Source organism: Candidatus Methanosphaera massiliense, assembly GCF_028890305.1.
Taxonomy (GTDB): domain Archaea; phylum Methanobacteriota; class Methanobacteria; order Methanobacteriales; family Methanobacteriaceae; genus Methanosphaera; species Methanosphaera massiliense.
On record NZ_JARBXM010000001.1, the window covers coordinates 1,597,694 to 1,621,822 of the forward strand.

Consider the following 24,129-nt stretch of genomic DNA (forward strand, 5'->3'; position numbering starts at 1 on the left):
AAATCAATAAGTGAAAAGATAGCCCCAGTATCTATGAAATATCTTATTAATATAATCAAACATATACTAAATTATTATTAAAATTTCTAGCAACAATAAGTTATAGGTGATATAATACATGAATCCCTATATTGAAATACTAAGACCTGGAAATGCAATGATGGCACTTATAGCAGTACTGCTCATGGCAATCATAGGTCATACATACAACTGGGAAATCATACTTGGAGCTATAACAGTATTTATTGCAACTGGTTCCGGAAATACTATAAATGATTATTGTGATTATGAAATTGATAAAATAAATAAACCATACAGACCAATACCATCAGGTAAAATAGAACTAAAAACCGCATTGTATTATAGTCTAATTCTATTTATAATAGCAATAATAATGGGATTTATTATATCAATTGAAAACGGAGTAATGGTAATAATATGTACCATACTTATGATAGTATATGCATATGATTTTAAAAGAAGATGTCTTATAGGCAATATAACAGTATCCTTACTTACTAGTCTAACCTTTGTATTCGGTGGATTAATAACAGGCGATGTTATAGTCAGTATGTTAATAGGATTATTTGCATTCCTAATGACATTATCCAGAGAAATCATAAAGGATGCTGAAGATGTTGAGGGAGACCTCCGAGAACATGCACATACATTCCCCATAGTATATGGTAAAAGAAATGCAATAATAGTAGCTGTAATATTAAATATACTAACATGTCTACTTAGTCCAATACTATATATTCTAAACATATTCACAATATCCTATTTAGTAATAGTATTAATTGCTGACATCATATTCATATATTCAGCAGTGCTAGCTCTGAAAGATCAATCAAAAGAAAAGTTACATAAAATTTCAACATACATGAAAATAGGAATGTTCATAGCATTCATATCATTTGCAATTGGAAGTATAATATAAATATAGTAGGAAGGCGAAAATAGATGGATTTGAATGATATTTTACTTCATGATGAAACAATATTTCAAGATATAACTGTCTTTAACTCTGATTATTTACCTGAAAATTTCAAACTAAGACAGCCACAAATGGAAGAAATGGCATTATCATTAAGACCAGCATTACAGGGTGGAAAACCTATAAATAATATAATCCTAGGACCACCAGCAACAGGAAAAACAACAGCTATTAAGAAGTTATTTGAAATGGCAGAGTATGATTGTGGCGATGATATAATCTGTGTATATGTTAATTGTCAACTTCACTCAACAAAATTCGATATATTTTCACAAATACATAAAAAAATACTTGGACATGCTCCACCAGAAACAGGAGTGCCCTTTGCACGTATATATAATAATATAATGAATGAGTTATATGATTCAAACAAGGCATTAATAGTTGCATTAGATGATATAAATTACCTGTTTCAGGGCAATGTCATAAGCAAGGTGTTCTATGATATACTAAGAGCACATGAATCATTTGAAGGAGTACGTACAGGTATATTTGCAGTTCTATCGGATGTTGACTTCAGATACGTCCTGGATAAAAATGTTGGATCAATATTCAATGCAAATGAGATAAACTTCAAGCCATACACATATGAGGAAACATATAAAATACTTGAAGAAAGAGCTAGAATAGGATTTTATCCAACAGTAATAAGTAAGGATTTAATAGAAAAAATAGCCATGTATACATATGAACGTGGTGATTTAAGATTAGGAATAGACTTACTACGTATAAGTGGAAATAATGCTGAAGTAAAAGCATCAAAAATCATAACAAATGAAGATGTTGAAAAGGCATTTAACTCTGCCAATAGTGTAAGTTTAAAATATGTATTAGATACATTATCTGAAAAGGAACAAGACCTATTAAGATTCATCACAAGAATCACAACCAAGAATATAACATCCGGTGAACTATTCAAGGAATACAACCGGGAAAAGAAAATCAGTTATGCTACATATAATAGGTTAATCAATAAATTAGAATTTCTAAGATTAATTGACACAACTTATACTGGTGCCGGACAGAAGGGCAATTCACGTTATATTAACTTAAGATTTGATGGTAAAGAAATACGTGACAATTTACCTCGGAAAAATCCAAGAGTATAAACTATATTCTCTTAATATTTTTTAAAATAAGTAAGTTAATTACTAAGAAAAAGATTTTGAATTATCAGTATAAAAATAAAAAAATACTGAAATAGAAAAAAGAATTATGATTGTTTATTGAATGTCATAGAATCTAATTTCTTATTTCCTGTTTTATAAAAAGTAACATTCATTACCTTCTTATTATTTTTAAGATTTTGTTCTATTTTGTATCTTGTAATTCTATCTGGGATTAACATTTTTCTAACCTCACTTTTTTTATAAATTTTTACGTATGATTATTTACTCGGATTATATGTGACCAGCGATTAATACTAATTTCATGGATACTAGGAATAATGTTGTTATTGCTATTAGTGTGAAAACAGATCTCATATCATATTCTGTTATATCAATGTCATTATTGATTAAATCTCTTTTTGGTTCTAAAGTTTTAATTTTATTTTTTCTTATTGATTCAAACATTTTTAACACCTATTTTTATTATTCCAAAAAACTTCTTAGATATGTTATTTGTACATATTCTATCAGTTTCTATTCTTTTTCTATCTATTTTTAGTAATATAAATGGTATCTAAGCGCGTATGATAAGTATTAAGGGGATTTGAGAAGTAATAAAAGGGGTGTTGATAAATAAAACGAGAGGCCATGAGAAGTAATAAGCAAGGGGTATTGATAAGTAATAGCAAGAGCACATGATAAGTAATAGGGGCTAATAAAAACTAAAAAAATTCATGATAACCCTAGAATAATTATTACATTTTTCATCAAAAATCTATGGGCCAGTGCAAAATAATAAGGAGAGGGTCATGATAACTAACACCTAAAAATCAAAAAAGCAGAAATTTTTCATAAAAAAATACAGGAGGAGGGCTTAGGATAACAAAAAAATAAATGATAACTAAAAAAAAATTAATAAAAAAATAAAGATAATTTTACAAAAAAGAGTAAAATAAGATAACTGCTTATTAAATATATTTTGCAGTTATACTTTCATTAAAATCTTTTATTTGACTAGGAGTACCTTTAGCAACAATCCTACCACCATCAAGACCACCACCTGGTCCTAAATCTACAATATAATCAGCATTTCTAATTACATCAAGGTCATGTTCTATCACAATTAACGTTGCACCATTATCTACTAATTGTCTAAAAACATCAAGTAAAACTTTAACATCTAATGGATGTAATCCTATTGTTGGTTCATCAAATACAAATAATGAATTTGATTGGCCATGCTTTAACTCACTAGCCAACTTTAATCTCTGTGCTTCACCACCTGATAATACAGGAGTCTGTTCACCTAAAGTAAGATAACCAAGACCCAAATCATGTAAAACTTCCAATTTATTATGTACAGATTTTATATCACTACATACATTTAATGCTTCATCAACACTTAATTCCATTAAATCAGGTAATGTATATTTATGACCATTCTCTGATTGCCTGTATATTTCCCGTGCTTCATCAGAATATCTGGAACCTCCACAATCAGGACAGGTTATCTCAACATCTGGTAAAAATTGAACATCTAAAGTAATAGAACCTGTTCCATCACATGTAGAACATTTAAGTTTTCCAGTATTATAAGAAAAATCACCAGACTTATATTTTCTTTCTTTAGCATCACTTGTCTTAGCAAACTCTTTACGTAACTTATCATGAATATTTGAATAAGTAGCAACAGTCGAACGAACATTAATTCCAATAGGCGTAGAATCAATAAGTTTAACTTCACTAATACCATCAGCTTCTACTGATTTCACATGACTTGGCATTTTTTTATCATTAAGTATTGCTTCTAACGCCGGTACTAAACTTTCTAAAACCAAAGTAGTTTTACCAGAACCTGATACACCTGTGACAACAGTCATTCTACCTTTTGGGAATGATATATCCAATGGTTTAACTGTGTGAATATTATCTGTTGACAAATTAATAGAACCTAACTTAAATATATCATTCTCTTTAATATCCATATCCTTTTCAATATGAGACTTACCTAGCAGATATTTTCCAATTCTAGAATTATCATTATTCACAATATCTTCAATTGTTCCTTCTGCAATAATATTTCCACCATTAGAACCACCTTCAGGTCCAAGCTCAACTATCCAATCTGATTCAGATAAAATATTAACATTATGATCAACAAGTATAACAGAATTACCATCATCAATTAAATCCTGCATCACCTTTTTTACACCTTCAAGATTTGAAGGGTGAAGTCCTATAGATGGTTCATCTAGAATATAAAGAACACCTGTTGTCCTATTTCTAACTGCTCTTGCAAGTTGCATTCTTTGTCTTTCACCATTAGAAAGTGTTGAGGATGGTCTATCTAAACTAATATAATCTAATCCTAGAGAAAGTAATCGTAAAGACGTATCTGTAAATGATTCACAGATTTGTTCACCCATCTTTTCCATTTCATCTGGAAGAGTACTAGGTATCCCTTTAACCCATTCAACTAATTTATTTAAAGGCATCTTACAAGCTTCTGAGAGACTCATTCCACATATTCTTGGAGCACATGCCTGGCTAGATAATCTGCTCCCCTTACAATCAGGACATGTATCTTGTTTTAAAAATTTCGCTACACGTTTCATTCCTTTTTCATTCTTAACCTTTGATAAAGCATTTTCTACTGTATAAATTGCATTATAATATGTGAAATCCATATCTCCTGATGTACCACTTGTCTTATTTTGATATAACATGTGCTTCTTAACAGCAGGTCCATGAAAGACAATATCTTTTTCTTTATCTGTAAGATCTTTGAATGGAACATCTGTTCTAACACCCATTTCACGTGCAATATCCTTCATTAAAGACCACATTAATGTTTGCCATGGAGCAACTGCACCCTCATCAATAGTTAAGGATTCATCTGGTACTAGTGTAGATTCATCAACGGTACGTACAGTACCCGTACCATTACATGTTTTACATGCCCCAGAACTATTAAATGATAAATCTTCTGCAGACGGAGCAAAAAAGTGTGCACCACATTCAGGACATATTAGTTCTTGTTCAGCTGCAACATTAAGTGATGGCTGTACATAATGACCATTAGGGCATCTGTGACTAGCTAATCTTGAAAAAATTAATCTAAGTCCATTTAATAATTCTGTTCCAGTACCAAAAGTACTGCGTATATCAGGAACACCTGGACGTTGTTTTAGTGCTAGTGCTGCAGGAATATATAAAACATCATCTACATTAGCTCTAGTTGCCTGTGTCATACGACGTCTAGTATATGTTGATAATGATTCAAGATATCTTCTTGAACCCTCTGCATATAATATACCAAATGCAAGTGATGATTTACCTGAACCTGAAACACCAGCTATACCTACAATCCGATTAAGTGGAATGTTAACATCAATATTTTTTAAGTTATGAACCCTAGCATTTCTAACTTGAATATATCTAGGTATTTCATGTTTTTCTTCTGTCATTAACATACTCCTATTGCTTAATAAGTTATACAAGTTTAAATTAAAAGATGATTTTATATATCAAATTTTATTAAATTAAATAGTAGTATGTGATTAATGATATAATATATTATTTATATTGTTATCCACTGTTTCAGGGGATTAGATGAATTTAGAAATAAAGATCTTGTCAATTATCTGTATAATTATGTGGGTTGTTTTAATCATCTTATATGATACTTATGGAAAGATGATAAAAGAAAAAATATTAAAATAATAATCAATTAGTAATATGATGAATTATTTATTTTTAATATTCATAATATATTAATATGAAAAAAACAGATTTTGATTTTGAATACTTTGACACTACAGCAGATATTGGTATTGATATAAAAAGTGACAACATGACCCATGCATATATAAATGCAGGTTTAGCAACTCTTAATCTTATTACAGATATTGATAAAATAAAACCAGTTACTATTAGAGATGTTGTTATAGAATCTGAGGATGAATATGGATTATTATATGATTGGGTTACAGAATTACTTATTTTATTAGATAGTGAAAACTTCATTGCATCAGAATATAATATTAACATAGAACCTGCAGAACAGGGTTATATCTTAAAAGGCACAATTTCTGGTGACATATATAATACTAATAAATATAATTATAAAACAGAAGTTAAGGCTATAACATATCATAAAATGGAAATTATTCAAGAAAATGATTTATATCATGTTAGATTTATTGTTGACTTATAAAAAAAAATAGGTGAGAGATACTTATTTTGATGCAAGTTCTCCCTGTTCTTGCATTTGGGATAATTCATCATAGAATTCATTCATTACTCTCTGGAATTTTGATCCTTCTGATGCAGAAACCCAGTCATGTTTAAATCTTCTTTGATCTATACCCATTTCATCAAGGATAAATCTGACTAGATGTGCTCTTCTTCTCCATTTGTAGTTTCCTGCATCATAGTGACAATCTCCTAAGTGACATCCCCCTACAAATACTCCATCAGCTCCTTCGTGGAATGCTTTGAATATCATCTCAGGATTTATTCTACCAGAACACATTACTCTAATTATTCTAATACTTGGTGGATATGCCATCCTACTTGTTCCTGCATTATCTGCTCCACCATAACAACACCAATTACAACAAAAGCCTATAATTGTTAAATCTTCATCTGCCATTTTAATACACCCAGAATTTATTCTACTATTTCCTCTTTTTCTCCACTATACATCATAGGTTTATCTTCAGTTACACCTGAGATATATCCTGTTTCTTCTCTATATTTTAATTGTACTTTTTGGAAGATTTTTGATAATGGTATTTCCATTGGACATACATCTTCACATTGACCACAGTTTATACAGCTAAATGCCATGTGTCCCATTCTTATTGCATGTAGCATTAATGGGTCTGGTTCTGCAAATGGGTCTTCTTCATAGTATGGTTTTTCTAATGAACATACTTTACAATTACATACTGGGCATACATCTCTGCATCTGTAACATTTTAAGCATCTTGTGAATATTTCTGACATTTCATCAGGATATTCGTTTATTATAGTATTTTACCAAATGTTTATACCTAAATATTCATTAACCCAATTTGTGTAAAATGATGTTAAATCAACTATTTTATAGAATTCACGTTCAAATATTTCTATTAATTTGTTTAAATTTTCATACATTGATTTATATATTTTAGATTTAATTTTACGCCATACATCTTCAATTGGATTTAAATCAGGGCAATATGGTTTTAAAAAGATTAAATTTATGTTCAATATTTCACAGGCTTTTTCAACAATTTTAGCATGATGTATTCTTGCGTTATCTAAAATAATATTTATTCTTTTTTCTTTTGAGTTTATTTCCATTATTTTTGGATTTGATAGGTTATTCAGTAATCTTAATCTTTTTTCATACCCTATTTTTCTTGAATTGTTGTTGTCTTCTTTCCTGCAAATCTTTTGAATTTTTTCTATGGAAATTTGTTTGGAATTGTCATTATATAGTTCATCATTGATTTTATTTATCAAATCCATTTCATTTAGTGATTTAGAGGATAGATATTTTTTTATTTTTTCATCAGATAAGTTTTCATTGTTTATTGCATCTTTGATTAATTGTTTACCTAATCTATTAGTCATGTTTTCAATACGGTAATGGCATAAGGTAATTACAAAGTGAAATGCATTGTTTTTTGTATTTACCTCCATATATGAGTTGCAATTGATTCCTTGAAATCCAGTTACATTTATTCCAAATTTTACTGGATGTTTTGTTTGTATATTTTTTTCTCCAGGAGCATATAATATTCTTGTAACATTTGGAACATTTTGACAAGATGTTTCATCTAAAAAAGCAAAATATTCTGTTTGTATGTCTGTTGTCTTTAGTTTTTTTTAAGATCTTCTTCAGGATTCTTAGGACGTGTGTTGTATTTAATGAATGGTTTTCCATAGTTTAAATTTAATTTTTGTCTTGTAATAACCCATACTTGCTTCTCACTATATGTTATACCATATTTTTCTTTAATTAAGTTTCGTACATCTTTTAAATTATATTTCTCTTCATTTCCAGTTATGATTTCATTCAATTCTTTTAATTGTTGATCAGTTAAATATGATTTTCTTCCACAATTGGAATAATTTGAAAATAAACCATCAACGCCATTTTCATTATATTGTTTGACCCAACGTTCGCCTGTTTTTCTTGAAATATTAATGTTTTTTGAGGCTTTAGCAATACTTTCACCATTTGCAACCATGTTAATTAACAAAAGACGCCTATAAACAGTGTAATATTCCTTGTACTCTTTCAGCATGTCTGAAATTTCTGAAAGTTCTAAATGTTTTTCAATTTTATTATTAAATTTTTCCATGAATATACATTTATAATCCATTAGGTATAAACTTTTAGTAAAAAACTATAATTGTTTTTTCTGTGTTTTCTTAGCCATCTTTATCATGATGTTTTCTACTTTTTTCCTGATTTTTATTTGTTTTTCAGATGCTTCTTTGGCTTCTATGTATCCATTGTCTATTGCATTCTGTATTAGTTGTTCTCCTTTTGGAGTGTTGATTTCTACAAAGGTGTATCCTTTACTGGATCCCCAGTTTCCACATGCTACATCCGCTTTTCGTGGTATTTTTAATTCACATCTTTGACAGTTTTCTCTTCGACCATAACCTTCATCTTCTAGGTCATCTATTTTCACTGATTTTTCTGTTCCGTCTGCTAATTCTACAATAAATTTTCCTTTATTTATCTCCTCGGATACTACTTCTTCAGGATTAATATCATAGAATAATTTAATCATTTTTTCAGCTACTATAGGTTGTACTGTTCCCCCACAGTTTAGTCCTATCATATATACATTATCTCTATTTATTCCACATCTTTTGATGATTTCATCTATAGCCATTGCATCACAGGGTTTTGTTGTTACTGCTATTTTTTCATCTTTAAGATGTCTTGCAATTATATCTGAAATCATAGTTGGAGCACAGTGAAGTGAACCTGCTGTTTCTATTAATTCATCAGCATCAGTTGTGAATGTTGGTATACCATCATATACATCTTTTTCTTTTTTTATGTTTAATACGCCTTCAACAGTATTTGATTCTAATAAGAATTTTAGAAGAGATGTTACTGCTCCACCATTTTCTGCTTTTTCTAATATTTCAGGATTTGTTGCTTTAACCTGTAAGTATTTCTCCATTTTTACCACCCTTATTATAATGCATTTTCTAGTTCATCAAATACCATTCGTATTGTTTTTAATTCATTTGTATCATCTTGAATAGTATCTATGAATTCCTGAGTTTTTCCTTCATTATTAGTAAAGGAACCTTCTTGTTCATACCATGCACGTACTGGTATATTAACATCTGAATCCTGGAATAATTTCTTTGTAGTATTAAATGAAATAATTTTTTTATCTGCACCTATTTCTTTATCTACATATTCTGCAGGATTTTCATCAACTAGTATTAGTATATCAGAATTATTACATTTCTCTACCAGATCATGTATTGTAGAAGGCGTTGTTTTTTCTAATACTGAAAAACTATTAGGATGATTTAGTACAGGTAATATTTTTATATTATTTTCTTTTACAAAATCTACTAGTTCCTGATATTGTTTGTTTGAACTAACCTTGTTAACAACTATTATTGTGTTGTCGGTTAAGTCCTGTGATTTCACAGTATCCATAACTTCTGAGAATGCATCAAGATTGATAAATTCATCACTGTTGTATGCAGTTAAATTTTTATGGTTGTTAATATTAATTGTGTAACATCCATTCTCTTTTGCATGTATTATTCTACGTGCTATTAATGGATTGTTACGATATATATCTCCTATTGTAATTATCTTGTCTGCTTTTTCTACTTCTTCATAGGATGCTAATATATCTGAATCTATCTTTGAGAAGTTATATTCATAGGTTATCAGATTGTATTTTTGATTATTTGTGAAAGATATTATTTTATCTAAATCCTCATTATTTAATCTTCCTGAACAAATCACTGTTATTCTACTCTTGTCTGCTGAGTTTAGTAAATCTGTCACCTTGTTTAATATTGTCTCATAATCCTCAGATAATTCTTCTTTGTTGTTTTTGAAGAGTTCTATTGTATCTGTACAGTTGTTACAATTTCTTCCTTCGTTTATTTCGTGATTTTTATAGGCGTTTATTCCTACTATTGTATCATTTTTACTTATGATATTTAACCCACAGCCTACACTACATGTGGGACAAATTGTATGTTCAATTTTTAACATATTATTTCACCTTAAAAATATGTTATGATTTCATAATTCTAATGAATCAAATATTCTCAATATAAATGTTGTCCCTATTAATCATCACGAATTTTAAAGAACAAAGAAATTGTAATGATTAATAGTTATATATTTTGATATATGATTTAAACTATATAAACTATTCCTTAGCCTATATACAAAAATTAGAACTGAAAAAGCGTTTTTAATTAAAACACGGAAAAATAGCCCATTCAAGAATTCAAAATTAAAAGATATAGACAATTTAACAATAAAACAAATTATTAACTAGAAAAAAATAAACAATTTTTATATAAATTATAAAAAAATAACAAATATTCAAAATTAAAAATCTAAACAAAAAAATCAATACGATAACCAGATTATAAAAAAATAATAACTTTAGACAAATAAAACGAAAATCTAATAAAAAAATAATAATAACAATGAAAATAAAAAACATTATATAAGAAAGATGAAACAAGAAACATAAAACAAATAAAATAATTTAACCATAATATAAGAAAAAACAATAACAACTATAAAAAACAAAAAGAGTGAAAAACATGGTAGGAAAAGCCGATTTAGAAAAGATAAGAGACTGTGTATATGAAATACCTTCATCAGCTAGACATGATATGAGAGTTCCTGCAAGAATATATCTAGACGAGGACTCCATTAAAACAATAGAAGATGGAGCAATAGAACAAGTAGCAAACGTAGCATGTTTAGAAGGAATTCAAAGACGATCCATAGGATTACCAGACATACATTTCGGATACGGATTCAGTATCGGAGGTGTAGCAGCATTTGCAGAGACAAATGGTGTAATAAGTCCAGGAGGAGTTGGGTTTGATATAAACTGTGGAGTAAGACTATTAAAAACAAATCTAACAAAAGAAGACATACAACCACACATGAAAGACCTTGTAAATGAATTATTCAACAAAATACCATCAGGCCTTGGAAGTAATGGAATAAAACACTTAAAAGAATCAGAAATAGATGATGTTTTACAACTTGGGGCTAAATGGGCTATTGAAAATGGTTATGGATGGGAAGAAGATTTAAAATTCCTGGAAGAAAATGGATGTATGAAAAATGCAGACCCTGAAAAAGTAAGTACTAAAGCAAAAAGAAGAGGAATTCCCCAATTAGGATCACTTGGTAGTGGAAATCACTTCTTAGAGATACAAACAATAGATGATATTTACGACGAAGAAACTGCAAAAGCATACGGTGTAGAAAAAGACCAAGTAGTAGTACTAATACATACAGGTTCAAGAGGCTGTGGATACCAAATATGTGCAGATAATCTAAGAGATATGGATAAAACAGCAAAAAGATTAAAACTAAACTTACCAGATAGACAATTAGCATGCGCACCAATAGATTCAGATGAAGGACAAAATTATCTAAAAGCAATGGCAGCAGGAGCAAACTATGCATGGACAAACAGACAAATGATTCAACATTGGGTAAGAGAATCCTTTGAAAACGTATTTAAACAAGACGCAGAGTCCTTAGGCTTAAATGTATTATATGACGTTGCACACAACATAATCAAAAAAGAAAAACACACAGTAGGAAAAATAAACAAGACAGTATATGTACATCGTAAGGGAGCAACTCGAGCATTTGGACCTGGAAGAAAAGAAATACCAGAAGAATATAGAAGTGTAGGACAACCAGTACTCATACCTGGTACCATGGGAACATCATCATATCTATTAGCTGGAACAGAAACAGCAATGAAAGAAACATTTGGTTCAACAGCACATGGTGCAGGACGTGTATTAAGCAGGTCAGGAGCAAAACGTGAATTCAGTCCTGAAGAAATATCCAAACAATTAGCTGACAAAGGAATCATACTTAAAGCAAACTCTCAACCAGTAATTGCAGAAGAAGCACCTGGAGCTTACAAAGATATTGATTCTGTTGTAAAAACTGCAGATAAAACAGGAATAAGTAAATTAGTTGCAAGAATGAAACCATTAGGTGTAATTAAGGGGTAATACTAATGATAGGAATCATTGGTGGAACAGGAACAGGTTCATTACTTGAAACATATCCCATAACTAGAACAGAACTCCTAAAAACAAAATATGGTGATGCACCAACAATCAGCATACTTGAAATAGATAATAAAGAAGTAGCTTATATTCCTCGTCATAGTGAGGGACATAGTGTACCACCACATAAGATAAATTACAGAGCAAATATTGAAGCATTGAATATTATTGGAGTTAATCAGGTTTACGCTACAAACTCTGTCGGATCTCTTGACACCAACATCCAACCAGGTGACATATTAATTCCAGATAACTTCATAGACTTTACACATAATCGTGCTTCAACATTCTTTGATGATAAGGTTGTACATATTGATTGTACTAATCCTTATTGTAAAGATTTGAGAAATATTCTAATTTATTCAGGGGATGTTCATCCATATGGTGTATATATTGCAACTGAAGGACCAAGATTTGAAACTGGGGCAGAGATTCAGTTTTATAAAATGATTGGTGGAAAAGTTGTTGGTATGACGGGAGTACCTGAAGTTGTTCTAGCAAAGGAAAAACAAATGTGTTATAGTAGTATTTGTGCTGTAACTAATTATGCTGCTTCCATTTCTCCTACTAAGTTAACTATAACTGAAGTTGTTGATGCAATGAAAGCATGTGAGGAAAAATTAATTAATTTAATTACTAATTGTGTGAAGAACACAGATTCAAAACGTGATTGTACTTGTCATCATATATTAGATGAAGCTGAAATATAAATTTAATATATTGGTGATAACAAAGTTATATTAATAAGTGTTAAGATATAGGGGTTAAAGTATGACTGATGAAATTATCAAAGAAATTGAAAAATTAAAAGAGGAGAAAAATGCTATTATATTAGCACACAATTATCAGCCAAAAGAAATACAGGAAATAGCTGATTTTGTAGGAGATTCACTAGAACTATGTATTAAGGCAAGTGATGTTGATGATTCTGACATGATAATATTTTGTGGTGTGAACTTCATGGCAGAAACAGCAGCTATTTTAAATCCAGATAAAAAAGTTTTATTACCTGATAATAGAGCAAATTGTCAGATGGCTGACATGATATCTTTAGATGAATTAATACAGGCAAAAAAAGAACATCCTAATAGCGAAGTTGTATTATACGTAAATAGTAGAGCAGAAACAAAAAGTGAAGCAGATATAATTTGTACGTCTGCTAATGCAGGAAAAGTTGTTTCAAGTCTAGAATCTAATGACTTCATATTTGCTCCAGATCATAATTTAGGGATTTATGCTGGAAAACAGTCAGGAAAGAATCCTATAATAGTTCCAGAGGATGGACATTGTTATGTACATACAATGTTTAAGCCAGAAGATATTGAAAATGCTAGAAAAGAATATCCTGACGCAAAGATTGTTGTTCACCCAGAATGTAATGATGATGTAAGAGAATTAGCTGATTATGTTGAAAGTACTGGTGGAATGGTTAGATTAGCAAAAGACCCAAGTATTAAACAACTAGTAGTCGGAACAGAAATTGATCTTTGTACTAGATTAGCTAGAGAAAATCCTGGAAAGGAATTCATACCACTTAGACGTGATGCATTCTGTTTAACAATGAAGATTATAACACTTGAAAAAGTACGCGATGCTCTTAAAGAAGAAAAGTATGAAGTTGTTGTTGACGATGACATTGCTGATAAGGCACGTGTAGGAATTCAGAAAATGTTAGATTTATCTAAATAAGTTAAATCTATCATTACATCTTTTTTTATATATTTTAGTAACTATTTTTATTATTCATTTCTTATTTTTAATATTATCTTTACCTGATTTTCCATTAACTAAATATTTTATAAAATTCATAATTAGAAGTAATAAAAAATTTATAGAGGGAGGTGTTGTAGTATTGAATAAGAAAAACTTATCATCAGTAAAGTTATATCTGTCATCTGGTGTTCTTTTTATATTATTAGGTGTTATTATATTATTTACTGATTATCTTGATAGTTTTGTTACTTCATTACTATGGCCTATTCTTGAGGGTTCGTCTGAAGGAAAAACTGTACTATTTCTAGGATTAATAGGTAGTATACTTATATTTAGTGCTCTTATACAGTCTAGTCCAAAGCTAGAAGATAAGTTATATAAGGATAAGAATTATCATTTAAGATATCTTGCCATTGCTATTGTTATATTACTCTTTGCAGCATTTTTCGGATTGTTTATAGAGGCACTTATTAGAAATCGGTTCGGAGTATCTTTTTTCACAATTTTAACAGCAATGGATCCTAATACTAGTACTACTAGTCCTATACATTCACATGCATATAAGTCAATTCTGGGTTACTTAGCATATAACTTTGTTCCAGCTCATGTTAATACTGCTTCATCAATTCTAAAGTACGTGTTACCTTATGCTTTAATCATTATTCCTATATGGATTAGTGCATATATTCTTGGTATTATTGGTTTAACTAGAATGCGTCCACTTCATAGAGTTGTTAGTATTTTTGGTTTAAGTATTGTGTTAATTGGTATTCTTGATGGTGGATTATTCTCTCAGCCATTTCTTATAGGTATTGCCATACTGCTTATAACATATTATTCCAATGATAGAATTAGTATTAAATATTTCATTAAGCCGGTAATTATTCTAGGATATATATTATTAATCGGTATAATAATAGAAGTTGGAGGCAGTGACATGTCAGATCATACTTTAACTGTGGTAAATCAGACAGAACCTGTTGATATGACACAATATAATGTTACTGATGTACAGGTTCATGGTGATCTTACAATTTATACATTAAACACTACTACTCCAGATAAACAATTAATAAGGGATGTGTTCCAAACATTTGAGGGAAAAGCTGATGTAACATTTATGTCGTGGAATTTCTACACATACTTGGATAATCCAACTATGGAAGCACGTCTGCACGCTTAACAACCCACTTAACCCCCCCCTCCCCTCCCTTTTTTTATCACAACTTTTTTATATATAACAATAAATATCATATAAGTATGACAACTTACGTAACATACTATGATTCATGTGTTGGAAGATTAACTATTGCTAGTGACGGTGAAAACATAACAGGATTATGGATAGAAAACCAGAAATACTATGGCTACAAACAATTAGATAATGCAGTTAGAGAAGATGGACTTAAGATTTTTAAAAAGACCAAAAACTGGTTAGATGCATATTTTAATAAAGAAAATCCTGATATAAGTAAATTATCACTTAAACCAGTAGGTACTCCTTTTAGACAAGAAGTTTGGAAAATAATAGAAACAATACCCTATGGTACAACAACAACCTATGCTAATATAGCTAGTATTATAGCAGAACATAGAAATATAGATAAAATGAGCAGTCAAGCAGTAGGTGGAGCTGTCGGACATAATCCTATATCTATAATTATTCCATGTCACCGTGTTGTTGGTAAAAATGGCAGTTTAACAGGATATGCTGGTGGAATCAATAATAAAATTAAATTATTAGAACTAGAAGGCGTTGATGTTTCCAAGTTTTCTTTACCATGAACTATTTTCAAAAAAAAAGTATAGAATAGAATTAATTATTCTAGTATAACCTATTTTTTATCTATTTAATACATCATCTGATTTTAATCCAATTAATGATAAGATCACTGCTAATACACATAGTATAGTTGATATAATCATAGTAATCTGACTACTTGTTACTAGTAAATTATAATTTGATGGTTCAATAGGTACATTGCCCATAACTATAGCAAATACTAGTGTTAATAATCCCAGACTAAATGATTGTCCAATGGACCTTACCGTGGCAGTGGAAGCTGAGGCTGTTCCTATATCTTTTTTATCCACAGATCCCATTATTACATTATTATTAGGTGATGAGAATAATCCGAATCCTATTCCTTGAAGTATCATTGAAATAATAATTAGATACATCGGTGTATTTTCGTTTAGGAAACATAGACCAAATAATGCTACTGAGACTATTGCCATTCCTATTGCTGCTAGTATTTGTGGATCTATTTTATCAGATAATTTTCCTGAAAATGGTGAGAATATTGCCATTAGTAGTGGTGTGAATATTAATATTATTCCTGTTGTCTGTGCATTTAATCCTTCCAGGTATTGGAAGTGATAATTTAAGATATAAGTAACTACAAATGTAGCAAAATAACTTATTAGTGATGCAATATTAGCTGATATGAATTTAGAATTCTTAAATAACTTAATATCATAAACAGGATTATTAATTCTTAACTCATATCTTGTAAATAGAACCAAGATAATTAATGCTGCTATAGTTATTAAGATTCCAGTTATATCATACAAGATTGTAAATCCATATAACAATAATATAATACCAAACATGTATAATGCTGACCCTTTAACATCCAATGATTTATCAGCGTCAATAAACCATTCCTTATCAATACGTAATAATAGATATAAAACAATCAGCATTAATGGTATTGTTATATAAAATATCCATCTCCATCCAATATTATGTGAAATAATACCACTAATTGTAGGAGCTAAGGTTAAACCTATATATACACCTGTAACATTAATTCCAATAGCCTGACCTCTTTTTTTAGGACTGACCTGTGCGGTTATTAATGCCATTACATTAACTGATAATATTGCTGTACCTATACCCTGTATGATTCTAGCAATAAATAGTATTGTCTCATTTGGTGATAAACCAGACATTAAAGCAGAGAATATATAAATAAATATTCCCCAGAGATACGTTCTTCTTAACCCATATTTACCGCAGATTTTACCAAAAGGTACAGATGCGGCTGCTAAAACTAATAAAAATATAGTTACAATCCAATTTTGCATTATATTACTCATATGGAATTCCAAAGCAATAGCTGGAAGAGCAATTGAAACTGCATTAGAAATAAATGCAAATGAGAAAGAACTTATAAATGCAATAAGTATTACATACTTATCTAACTTACTATATTCACTCATATAATAGTATATAAACTTATAACTTTATAAATTTTCTTAAAAAGGATTTTTCATAATATAACACTAGAAAATAAGTGATTAAACTTAGTATATTCCTAAAAAAATGATATTAAACTATAATAAGGAAAATATTCACTTTTAAATCAATATTATAATCCATAAATAATCATAACTATTACAAAAAATATATTAAAAAAACAAATTTAAATGATGAAAATATAATAATTAAATGGCTAAATGAAAATGATAAAAAAATAAATAAAAAAATTCAAGGGGTAAAAAAACAAATGGAAATAAGTAATACTCAAATTACAGGACACATCTACGAAACCAATCGAGAAAATGCAAATCTCGTAAAAAACCCGGAAGAAGTCAGTTTTCACTTAGCTAATGATATACTAGAACAGTATGCATTAGAAATGCTACCTGAACATCTAAGAAGATTACATACAGACTGTAAAGTTCATTACCATGATTTAAACAGCCTACCTCATCGTAGTATAAACTGTATGCAACACGATGCTAGATTTACCGCACAAATGGGTTTATCTCCAGCAGGATTAACAGGTAGAGGAGTATATGCAAAACCAGCAACAAGACTTCACAGCTTCATGCACCAATTAAGTGAAGCAATGCATGCAGGTCAAAGTAATTTAAGTGGAGGGCAAGGTATACCATCATTCAATACATTCTGTGCTCCATTTGCTGAAGGTTTATCATATCCAGAAATAAAAAAAGCAGTGCAATCCTATATATACAATATGGGAGTATTATACTCCTCACGTGGAGGTCAAACAGTATTCTCATCAGTACAAATGGATATTGGAATGCCTGAATTTCTACGTGATGAACCAGCATATGCTCAAGGTGGAAAAGTAGTAGGAACCTATGGAGACTACTACGATGAAAGCCGTCAAATATTAAAAGCTTTCACTGAAGAAATGTATAGAGGTGACGGTCATGGACATCCATTCCTATTCCCAAACACAATCTATACACTAACCGAGGAAAGTTTTAAACCAGAATTCTCAGAAGAAATGGAACTTGCACACAAAGTAAGTGCAAAACATGGAAATAATTATTTCTTAAATCTAACAGGAAAAACAAGTCCTGAATATATATCTGTAATGGGATGCCGTACTAGTCTTCCAAGTAACTGGACAGGTGATCCGTTAACAGATTGTTTCCGTGCAGGAAACCTATCTTATGCAAGTATTAACTTACCACGTATAGGATTAGATTGTCAACAAAATGAAGATTTATTCTTTGAAATTCTTGGAGAAAGAATGGATTTAGTAAGAGAATACTTAGCATTCCGTAGAAATCAGGCAGAAAAATTATTCTCATTTAACATGTTCCCCTTCCTTAATCAATATGACCATGAAGGACGTCAATACTATGAAATTAACAATTCCACAGACAGTTTCGGAGTTGTTGGTATGGATGACCTTTGTCATAATATGTTAAACAAAGGAATAGAAACACCAGAGGGACAAAAATTCGCCACAAAAGTACTTGAATTTATGAATAATCGTAAAGACGAGTATAGTGAGGAAGAAAACAATAAGATAAGATATAGTATTATTGGAAGTCCAGCAGAAAGTGCATGTGGACGATTTGCCCAGTATGACCATAAATTATATGGAGATAAAGCATACAGTAATGGTGAAGAAGGTAACTACTACTATAGTAACAGTTGTCATTATCCTGTAAATACTAATCAAAGTCTTGTTGATAAAATTAAATGGGAATCAACTACTCATCCTTTAATGGCTGGTGGTGCTATACTTAACTGTTGGATTGGAGAAAGTTATACAGACTGGGATTCTTTAAGAAGCTTTACAGATAAAATCTGTAACACAGAAGCTCGCTATTACACTTATTCCTCCGCTCTCACTATATGTGATCGTTGTGGATTATCCATGAAAGGTATTCAAGATAAATGTGTAAGATGTGGTTGTACTGATGAACTCAGAACACTTGACAAAATTACAGGTTATTTACAGAATACTGCTGGATGGAATAACGCAAAACAAAAAGAATTTGTAGACAGAAGAAGAGTATGGTAAATGTGTTCGTATAACCCTTCTTTTTTTTATTTATTTTTTTTAACTTTAAACTACAATTTACTTGAAAAAGAGTAATGATTAAATATGCTATTTTTATTAGAGTTTTTATGCTAATTTTATTATAAAAAAAAGTATTTGATTAATTATGGTGATGATTTTATTTTTTGAAAAAAGAACAGGTTGAGGGCTATATTTTTTTTATATTCATCTTTTATTCAAAGGTCTTGTTCTTTATTCTTTTGCTTTCCGATTTCTGTTGCTTCTTTTACTTCTACTAATTTTCCTGTTTCTACTTCATAAATATATCCATGTATTGGTATATTTGCTGGTACTAGTGGATGGTTTCTGACTGTTCTTACATCGTCAACTACACTTTTTGCTAAATCGTTTATTGGTAAGAAGTTTATATATTGTCCTGCTTCTGATCCTCCTTCTTTTACTGGATTGTACCATCCATCTTCTCCAATTGCTGCGGATTCTAAACTTTCAGATAGTAAATCATATATTTCATCGTTAGTAAATGTTAACATTCCACAGTCTGTGTGGTGTATTATAAACCATTCCTGGGTTCCTAGAAGTTTGTGTGATATTATTAATGATCTGATTATGTCTTCTGTTACTCTTCCTCCTGCATTTCTTATTACGTGTGCATCTCCTTCTTCTAGTCCTGCAAATTTTGCTGGGTCTAATCTTGCATCCATGCAGGTTACTATTGAAAATTTTCTTCCTGGTGGTATTGGTAGTTTGCTTTTTTCTCCAAATTCTGCTGCATATTTTTTATTTGCTTCTAATACTTCTTGTAATACTTTTGTCATGTTTTCACTTCCTTTTTGTTTTTATTCCATTTTAGTGAAATAAATTAACACTGTTAATTTTCACTATTATTAATTTAATTAACCATGTTATATAAACTTTGTTAAATTCCTGAGAAAAAATAATGGAAATAAAACAAGAATATTTATTTTAAACTTAAAAAACAAATAAATAATTATAATTATGATTTAACAAATCATGAATACGGACAGTTAAATAGTGATTGTGATTCGATGAAACTCAGCATAATAATACCAACATACAACGAAGAAGAATACCTTCCAAACCTATTAGAAAGTATAAAACGACAAAACTTTAAAGAAGACTTTGAAGTAATAATAGCTGATGCAAATTCAACAGATAAAACAAAAGAAATAGCAGAATCATACAACTGTAAAATAGTACCTGGTGGATTACCTGGAATAGGAAGAAACAATGGTGCAAAAGTAGCAAAAGGAGAATTACTATTATTTTTAGATTCAGACTCAGTATTAACAAATGACTACTTAAACCTAGCGATAAAAGAATTTGAAGAACGCAACCTAGGAATAGCAATAACACAGATAGTACCATTAGAAAAAGGATTTATAAATGAGATAACACATGAAATAGCAAACTATATGACAAAACAAATATCCCACATAAAACCACATGGAGCAGGATGCTATGGTATATTAACATACAAATCACTACACGAAAAAGTAAACGGATTTGATGAAACTCTTGACTTTGGAGAAGACACAGACTACATAGAAAGAATAGGAAAAATTAGTAGATTCAAAGTATTAGACAAGCCAAAATTACTTATCTCCACAAGAAGACTTGAAGAAGAAGGACTAAAAAATATTACAATAAAATATGCAAAAAGTACGGCGAAACAAATGGTAGGAAAAAAAGTAACACTAGACGAGTTAGATTATAGTTTTGAACACTCAAAATCCCAGAAGAAAAAAAGGATATTTTACTCATTGTGTGGAGAAGGACTAGGTCATGCAATACGCAGCGGAGTAGTAATAAAATATCTCATAGACCAGGGATATGATTTAATAGTATTTGCAAGTGACAGAGCATATCAATATCTAAACTCAAAATTTGACAACATATATGAAATAACAGGATTTAACACAGTATACGAGAATAATAGTGTACGTAATAAGAAAACATTTGTCTACAATATGAAGGATGTTCCAAGTGATCTTAAAAATAACATGAATAAAATGTATAAATTAGCAAAGAAATTTAAACCTGATTTAATAATATCTGACTTTGAATTCTATGCGAACCTCTTATCACATATAATTCATGTCCCATTAATAAGTATAGACAATATGCACGTACTAACAGAAGCAGAATATGATTCACCAAGAAAATATAGTAAAGACAGATTATTTTCTGAAGCTGTAGTGCATGCATTCATTCAGGGAGCTGATAAAACATTAATCTATTCATACTTCTTCCCGCCACTAAAAGATGAGGAAAATACTAGATATGTTGACCCTATAATAAGAGATGAAATCTATAAATTAAAACCAAGAAATGGAGACCATATTCTAGTATATCAGACAAGTGACTCTAACAAGAAGTTAATAAGGCTACTAAAAAATAATCCTGAAAAACAATTTATAGTGTATGGATTCCATAAGGATGAACGTGACAATAACATATTGTATAGAGCATTTAATGAAGAACAATTATATAATGACTTTAAAGATGCACATTGTGTAATAACTAATGGAGGATTCTCCTTTATAACAGAAGCATTACAACTAGGAAAGCCTATACTTAGTATACCTGTAAAAAAACAATTTGAACAAATACTCAATGCAATATACATCCAAAAACTAGGATATGGAGAACACCATGATACCATTAATCAAAGGATTTTAGATAACTTTCTAGATAATGTACCAGAATATAAGAAAAATATCAGGGAAAACTATAGAAGACATATTGATAACTCTGAAACATTAAATGTACTTAAAGAAACAATCGAAGAAGTATTAAATAAATCAGAATAGTCTTATTCTTCAACCACTTCTTTTTTTATTCCAGGCTTATTGAATAAATCTTCTCAATATTATCTTTATGAATAATATATGCATCTTCCTCTGTCATTATCCCCTTGGATATATAACTATTAGTTCTTCTAGGAACTGTTCTCGGACCTAATACTCTTCCAGGATATAATGGGTTATCCATGTAATCTGTTTCCATGAGAAATTTAGGTTTAATATTATGTTCATGTGTTTTAGACAATGCTTCTTTTATTAAGATTTTACTAGAATTTACTGATGATGTTATTCCATAGGTTTCCTGGGGTAATACTTCACTACCTGCATAATGCTTAATTAACTTGTATTCTTTTAAATTAGTATCTTTTAAGAGATTATGTAATTCATGATAAGTATTATTATCTGCTTCTTCCATGTGTAATTGTACAGGACAATCAATATCACTAGCTAAATCTATTGCATACTTCATTATCTGAGTATGTACCTGCCAAATATTATCATCTACATTATAATGTGGACGTCCTACTTCTCCTATTGCTACAGCTTTACCTTCCAAGACAAGATTCTGTGCTAATTCCAAATTTTTATACATTACTTCTCTAGCTTTATCTATGGACATTCCCTGTTCAATCATCTTATCAAAGGCTATTGGATGAATTCCTAGTACTGCATATGCCTTAACTGGCGTTTCATCATTTATATGTTTTACTGCATCTATTGTTATTTGCATTGCTTTTTCATGATTCATAGGGTCATTTGGTAATAGATTCCATGCAGGCAGATTTGGTATAATCATTGTTGTTCCACCAGATCTGTAGAAAGTATTTGCAGTCTTTATAGGTCCTAGTTCTCCTACTGGATTTACATGTATATGATTATCTGTTACTGGTATTTTCATAATAAAAATTTTATGATTCAGATAATATAATATTATTAGAATCTAACAAAGTAAGGGATTTGTTTATTCATGGAATTTTTAGATGCTAAAACTATTTTATCAAGAAATCAGAATCCTGACGGATGGTATGGTGCTGATTATAATATGAACCTGTATCGTGGATGTCCTCATGGATGTATTTACTGTGATAGTAGATATGATGTATATCATGTGAATAACTTTGATGTGGTTAAGTCTAAGAAAAATGTTTTAGAACTACTAAGAAAGGAATTAAAAAGTAAAAGAAGTAGGGGTGTTGTTGGTATTGGTGCTATGAGTGATACCTATAATCCCATGGAGAAGAAGTACCTGATTACAAGAGGAGCTTTAAAGTTATTATTAAGGTATGGTTATGGTGTTTCTATTGATACAAAAAGTAATCTTATTCTCCGTGATATTGACTTGTTAGAGAAAATTAATGAAATAAATGATGTTATTATAAAAATATCTATTACTACACCATATGATAATCTTTCTAAAATTATTGAACCGAATGTTTGTTCTCCAAGCAGCAGATTTAATGTTGTTCATAAATTAAGTGATGTTGGTATTTTTGCAGGTGTTATGATGTTACCAGTTTTACCTTTTATTACTGATAGTGTTAGTAGCATACGTGACATGGTGAAATTATCTTATGAAAATGGTGCAAGATTTATCTATACTATGATGGCCGTATCACTTAGAAGTAATCAGAAGAAATACTATTATGAGAAGTTAGATGAATCATTTCCTGGTCTAAGAAGTAAGTATGAACAATTAGATAATTATAATTATAGATATGCTAGTTCTAATGAGAGAGAATTATGGTCTGTATTTAAGGAAGAATGTGATAAGTATGGATTATTATATGATATGGATGATATTATAAAAGCTTATAAAAAAGAGAATAGAAAGGATGTTCAGACAACCCTTTTTTAAG

The 24,129-nt window shown here is 30.0% G+C and carries 23 protein-coding genes; 11 read left to right on the plus strand and 12 right to left on the minus strand.

Features of this window, described 5'->3' with window-relative positions; all coding sequences use genetic code 11:
- The first annotated feature begins 118 nt into the window (after positions 1–118).
- Together OTK55_RS07690 and OTK55_RS07695 are read left to right on the plus strand one after the other, a co-directional pair.
- Positions 119–940 (plus strand): UbiA family prenyltransferase, encoded by an 822-nt coding sequence (locus tag OTK55_RS07690; protein ID WP_274871625.1) that lies wholly within the window; start codon positions 119–121, stop codon positions 938–940.
- A 23-nt stretch (positions 941–963) separates the two neighbouring features.
- Positions 964–2,106, plus strand: a complete 1,143-nt coding sequence (locus OTK55_RS07695; protein WP_274871626.1) for an ORC1-type DNA replication protein — start codon at positions 964–966, stop codon at positions 2,104–2,106.
- A 104-nt stretch (positions 2,107–2,210) separates the two neighbouring features.
- On the opposite strand, the gene OTK55_RS07700 is transcribed toward OTK55_RS07695, so the two are convergent.
- The 3 genes from OTK55_RS07700 to OTK55_RS07710 form a co-directional block, all read right to left on the minus strand.
- The gene (locus OTK55_RS07700; RefSeq protein ID WP_274871627.1) at positions 2,211–2,345 is read right to left on the minus strand and encodes a hypothetical protein; all 135 of its coding nucleotides are present in this window, start codon (positions 2,343–2,345) and stop codon (positions 2,211–2,213) included.
- A 52-nt stretch (positions 2,346–2,397) separates the two neighbouring features.
- A complete protein-coding gene (locus OTK55_RS07705) occupies positions 2,398–2,571 on the minus strand; it encodes a hypothetical protein (protein WP_274871629.1) in 174 nt (57 codons plus the stop codon).
- 503 nt (positions 2,572–3,074) lie between these two features.
- A complete protein-coding gene (locus OTK55_RS07710; protein WP_274871631.1) occupies positions 3,075–5,573 on the minus strand; it encodes an excinuclease ABC subunit UvrA in 2,499 nt (832 codons plus the stop codon).
- 311 nt (positions 5,574–5,884) lie between these two features.
- On the opposite strand from OTK55_RS07710, the gene OTK55_RS07715 reads away from it, so the two are divergent.
- Positions 5,885–6,322, plus strand: a complete 438-nt coding sequence (locus OTK55_RS07715) for an archease (RefSeq protein WP_274871633.1) — start codon at positions 5,885–5,887, stop codon at positions 6,320–6,322.
- Between the two features lie 21 nt (positions 6,323–6,343).
- On the opposite strand, the gene OTK55_RS07720 is transcribed toward OTK55_RS07715, so the two are convergent.
- The 6 genes from OTK55_RS07720 to OTK55_RS07745 form a co-directional block, all read right to left on the minus strand.
- Positions 6,344–6,760 (minus strand): hydrogenase iron-sulfur subunit, encoded by a 417-nt coding sequence (locus OTK55_RS07720; RefSeq protein ID WP_274871635.1) that lies wholly within the window; start codon positions 6,758–6,760, stop codon positions 6,344–6,346.
- 17 nt (positions 6,761–6,777) lie between these two features.
- A complete protein-coding gene (locus OTK55_RS07725) occupies positions 6,778–7,116 on the minus strand; it encodes a 4Fe-4S dicluster domain-containing protein (RefSeq protein WP_274871636.1) in 339 nt (112 codons plus the stop codon).
- A 30-nt stretch (positions 7,117–7,146) separates the two neighbouring features.
- On the minus strand, positions 7,147–7,797 hold the full coding sequence (locus tag OTK55_RS07730) for a transposase (protein WP_274870718.1): 651 nt from the start codon (positions 7,795–7,797) through the stop codon (positions 7,147–7,149).
- Positions 7,798–7,973: 176 nt separating this feature from the next.
- Entirely contained in the window at positions 7,974–8,462 is a 489-nt protein-coding gene (locus OTK55_RS07735; RefSeq protein WP_274870716.1) for a helix-turn-helix domain-containing protein, read from the minus strand.
- A 45-nt stretch (positions 8,463–8,507) separates the two neighbouring features.
- Positions 8,508–9,302 (minus strand): Coenzyme F420 hydrogenase/dehydrogenase, beta subunit C-terminal domain, encoded by a 795-nt coding sequence (locus OTK55_RS07740; protein ID WP_274871638.1) that lies wholly within the window; start codon positions 9,300–9,302, stop codon positions 8,508–8,510.
- 14 nt (positions 9,303–9,316) lie between these two features.
- Complete coding sequence (locus OTK55_RS07745; protein WP_274871639.1) at positions 9,317–10,369, minus strand: molybdopterin-binding domain-containing protein; 1,053 nt, start codon at positions 10,367–10,369, stop codon at positions 9,317–9,319.
- A gap of 566 nt (positions 10,370–10,935) precedes the next feature.
- On the opposite strand from OTK55_RS07745, the gene OTK55_RS07750 reads away from it, so the two are divergent.
- The 5 genes from OTK55_RS07750 to OTK55_RS07770 all read left to right on the plus strand — a co-directional run bounded on the left by OTK55_RS07750 (position 10,936) and on the right by OTK55_RS07770 (position 15,939).
- On the plus strand, positions 10,936–12,384 hold the full coding sequence (locus OTK55_RS07750; RefSeq protein ID WP_274871640.1) for an RtcB family protein: 1,449 nt from the start codon (positions 10,936–10,938) through the stop codon (positions 12,382–12,384).
- 5 nt (positions 12,385–12,389) lie between these two features.
- On the plus strand, positions 12,390–13,151 hold the full coding sequence (locus OTK55_RS07755; RefSeq protein WP_274871641.1) for an MTAP family purine nucleoside phosphorylase: 762 nt from the start codon (positions 12,390–12,392) through the stop codon (positions 13,149–13,151).
- A 61-nt stretch (positions 13,152–13,212) separates the two neighbouring features.
- A complete protein-coding gene (nadA, locus tag OTK55_RS07760) occupies positions 13,213–14,130 on the plus strand; it encodes a quinolinate synthase NadA (RefSeq protein ID WP_274871642.1) in 918 nt (305 codons plus the stop codon).
- Between the two features lie 163 nt (positions 14,131–14,293).
- On the plus strand, positions 14,294–15,337 hold the full coding sequence (locus tag OTK55_RS07765; RefSeq protein WP_274871643.1) for a hypothetical protein: 1,044 nt from the start codon (positions 14,294–14,296) through the stop codon (positions 15,335–15,337).
- Positions 15,338–15,414: 77 nt separating this feature from the next.
- Positions 15,415–15,939: a methylated-DNA--[protein]-cysteine S-methyltransferase gene (locus OTK55_RS07770; protein WP_274871644.1), complete on the plus strand. Its 525-nt coding sequence runs from the start codon at positions 15,415–15,417 to the stop codon at positions 15,937–15,939.
- A gap of 57 nt (positions 15,940–15,996) precedes the next feature.
- Here OTK55_RS07770 and OTK55_RS07775 read toward each other — a convergent pair whose 3' ends face one another.
- Positions 15,997–17,379, minus strand: a complete 1,383-nt coding sequence (locus OTK55_RS07775) for an MFS transporter (protein WP_274871645.1) — start codon at positions 17,377–17,379, stop codon at positions 15,997–15,999.
- Between the two features lie 287 nt (positions 17,380–17,666).
- Between OTK55_RS07775 and nrdD the strand changes: the two genes are divergently transcribed.
- Positions 17,667–19,448 carry an anaerobic ribonucleoside-triphosphate reductase gene (gene nrdD / locus OTK55_RS07780; protein WP_274871647.1) on the plus strand — a complete coding sequence of 594 codons (1,782 nt, stop codon included), beginning with the start codon at positions 17,667–17,669 and terminating at the stop codon, positions 19,446–19,448.
- Positions 19,449–19,663: 215 nt separating this feature from the next.
- Here nrdD and OTK55_RS07785 read toward each other — a convergent pair whose 3' ends face one another.
- Positions 19,664–20,263: a beta-class carbonic anhydrase gene (locus OTK55_RS07785; RefSeq protein ID WP_274871648.1), complete on the minus strand. Its 600-nt coding sequence runs from the start codon at positions 20,261–20,263 to the stop codon at positions 19,664–19,666.
- 231 nt (positions 20,264–20,494) lie between these two features.
- On the opposite strand from OTK55_RS07785, the gene OTK55_RS07790 reads away from it, so the two are divergent.
- A complete protein-coding gene (locus OTK55_RS07790) occupies positions 20,495–22,279 on the plus strand; it encodes an MJ1255/VC2487 family glycosyltransferase (RefSeq protein WP_274871649.1) in 1,785 nt (594 codons plus the stop codon).
- A gap of 25 nt (positions 22,280–22,304) precedes the next feature.
- Here OTK55_RS07790 and OTK55_RS07795 read toward each other — a convergent pair whose 3' ends face one another.
- Positions 22,305–23,171, minus strand: coding sequence for a TatD family hydrolase (locus tag OTK55_RS07795; protein WP_274871650.1), 867 nt, complete (start codon positions 23,169–23,171; stop codon positions 22,305–22,307).
- A gap of 69 nt (positions 23,172–23,240) precedes the next feature.
- Between OTK55_RS07795 and OTK55_RS07800 the strand changes: the two genes are divergently transcribed.
- Positions 23,241–24,128, plus strand: a complete 888-nt coding sequence (locus OTK55_RS07800) for an SPL family radical SAM protein (RefSeq protein ID WP_274871652.1) — start codon at positions 23,241–23,243, stop codon at positions 24,126–24,128.
- Position 24,129: the final 1 nt, after the last annotated feature.

Excerpts from the sequence above, each read along its gene's own strand:
- OTK55_RS07690 (WP_274871625.1), top strand. The coding sequence starts at position 119 with ATGAATCCCTATATTGAAATACTAAGACCTGGAAATGCAATGATGGCA.
- OTK55_RS07695 (WP_274871626.1), top strand. The coding sequence starts at position 964 with ATGGATTTGAATGATATTTTACTTCATGATGAAACAATATTTCAAGAT.
- OTK55_RS07700 (WP_274871627.1), bottom strand. The coding sequence starts at position 2,345 with ATGTTAATCCCAGATAGAATTACAAGATACAAAATAGAACAAAATCTT.
- OTK55_RS07705 (WP_274871629.1), bottom strand. The coding sequence starts at position 2,571 with ATGTTTGAATCAATAAGAAAAAATAAAATTAAAACTTTAGAACCAAAA.
- OTK55_RS07710 (WP_274871631.1), bottom strand. The coding sequence starts at position 5,573 with ATGACAGAAGAAAAACATGAAATACCTAGATATATTCAAGTTAGAAAT.
- OTK55_RS07715 (WP_274871633.1), top strand. The coding sequence starts at position 5,885 with ATGAAAAAAACAGATTTTGATTTTGAATACTTTGACACTACAGCAGAT.
- OTK55_RS07720 (WP_274871635.1), bottom strand. The coding sequence starts at position 6,760 with ATGGCAGATGAAGATTTAACAATTATAGGCTTTTGTTGTAATTGGTGT.
- OTK55_RS07725 (WP_274871636.1), bottom strand. The coding sequence starts at position 7,116 with ATGTCAGAAATATTCACAAGATGCTTAAAATGTTACAGATGCAGAGAT.
- OTK55_RS07730 (WP_274870718.1), bottom strand. The coding sequence starts at position 7,797 with ATGGAGGTAAATACAAAAAACAATGCATTTCACTTTGTAATTACCTTA.
- OTK55_RS07735 (WP_274870716.1), bottom strand. The coding sequence starts at position 8,462 with ATGGAAAAATTTAATAATAAAATTGAAAAACATTTAGAACTTTCAGAA.
- OTK55_RS07740 (WP_274871638.1), bottom strand. The coding sequence starts at position 9,302 with ATGGAGAAATACTTACAGGTTAAAGCAACAAATCCTGAAATATTAGAA.
- OTK55_RS07745 (WP_274871639.1), bottom strand. The coding sequence starts at position 10,369 with ATGTTAAAAATTGAACATACAATTTGTCCCACATGTAGTGTAGGCTGT.
- OTK55_RS07750 (WP_274871640.1), top strand. The coding sequence starts at position 10,936 with ATGGTAGGAAAAGCCGATTTAGAAAAGATAAGAGACTGTGTATATGAA.
- OTK55_RS07755 (WP_274871641.1), top strand. The coding sequence starts at position 12,390 with ATGATAGGAATCATTGGTGGAACAGGAACAGGTTCATTACTTGAAACA.
- nadA (WP_274871642.1), top strand. The coding sequence starts at position 13,213 with ATGACTGATGAAATTATCAAAGAAATTGAAAAATTAAAAGAGGAGAAA.
- OTK55_RS07770 (WP_274871644.1), top strand. The coding sequence starts at position 15,415 with ATGACAACTTACGTAACATACTATGATTCATGTGTTGGAAGATTAACT.
- OTK55_RS07775 (WP_274871645.1), bottom strand. The coding sequence starts at position 17,379 with ATGAGTGAATATAGTAAGTTAGATAAGTATGTAATACTTATTGCATTT.
- nrdD (WP_274871647.1), top strand. The coding sequence starts at position 17,667 with ATGGAAATAAGTAATACTCAAATTACAGGACACATCTACGAAACCAAT.
- OTK55_RS07785 (WP_274871648.1), bottom strand. The coding sequence starts at position 20,263 with ATGACAAAAGTATTACAAGAAGTATTAGAAGCAAATAAAAAATATGCA.
- OTK55_RS07790 (WP_274871649.1), top strand. The coding sequence starts at position 20,495 with ATGAAACTCAGCATAATAATACCAACATACAACGAAGAAGAATACCTT.
- OTK55_RS07795 (WP_274871650.1), bottom strand. The coding sequence starts at position 23,171 with ATGAAAATACCAGTAACAGATAATCATATACATGTAAATCCAGTAGGA.
- OTK55_RS07800 (WP_274871652.1), top strand. The coding sequence starts at position 23,241 with ATGGAATTTTTAGATGCTAAAACTATTTTATCAAGAAATCAGAATCCT.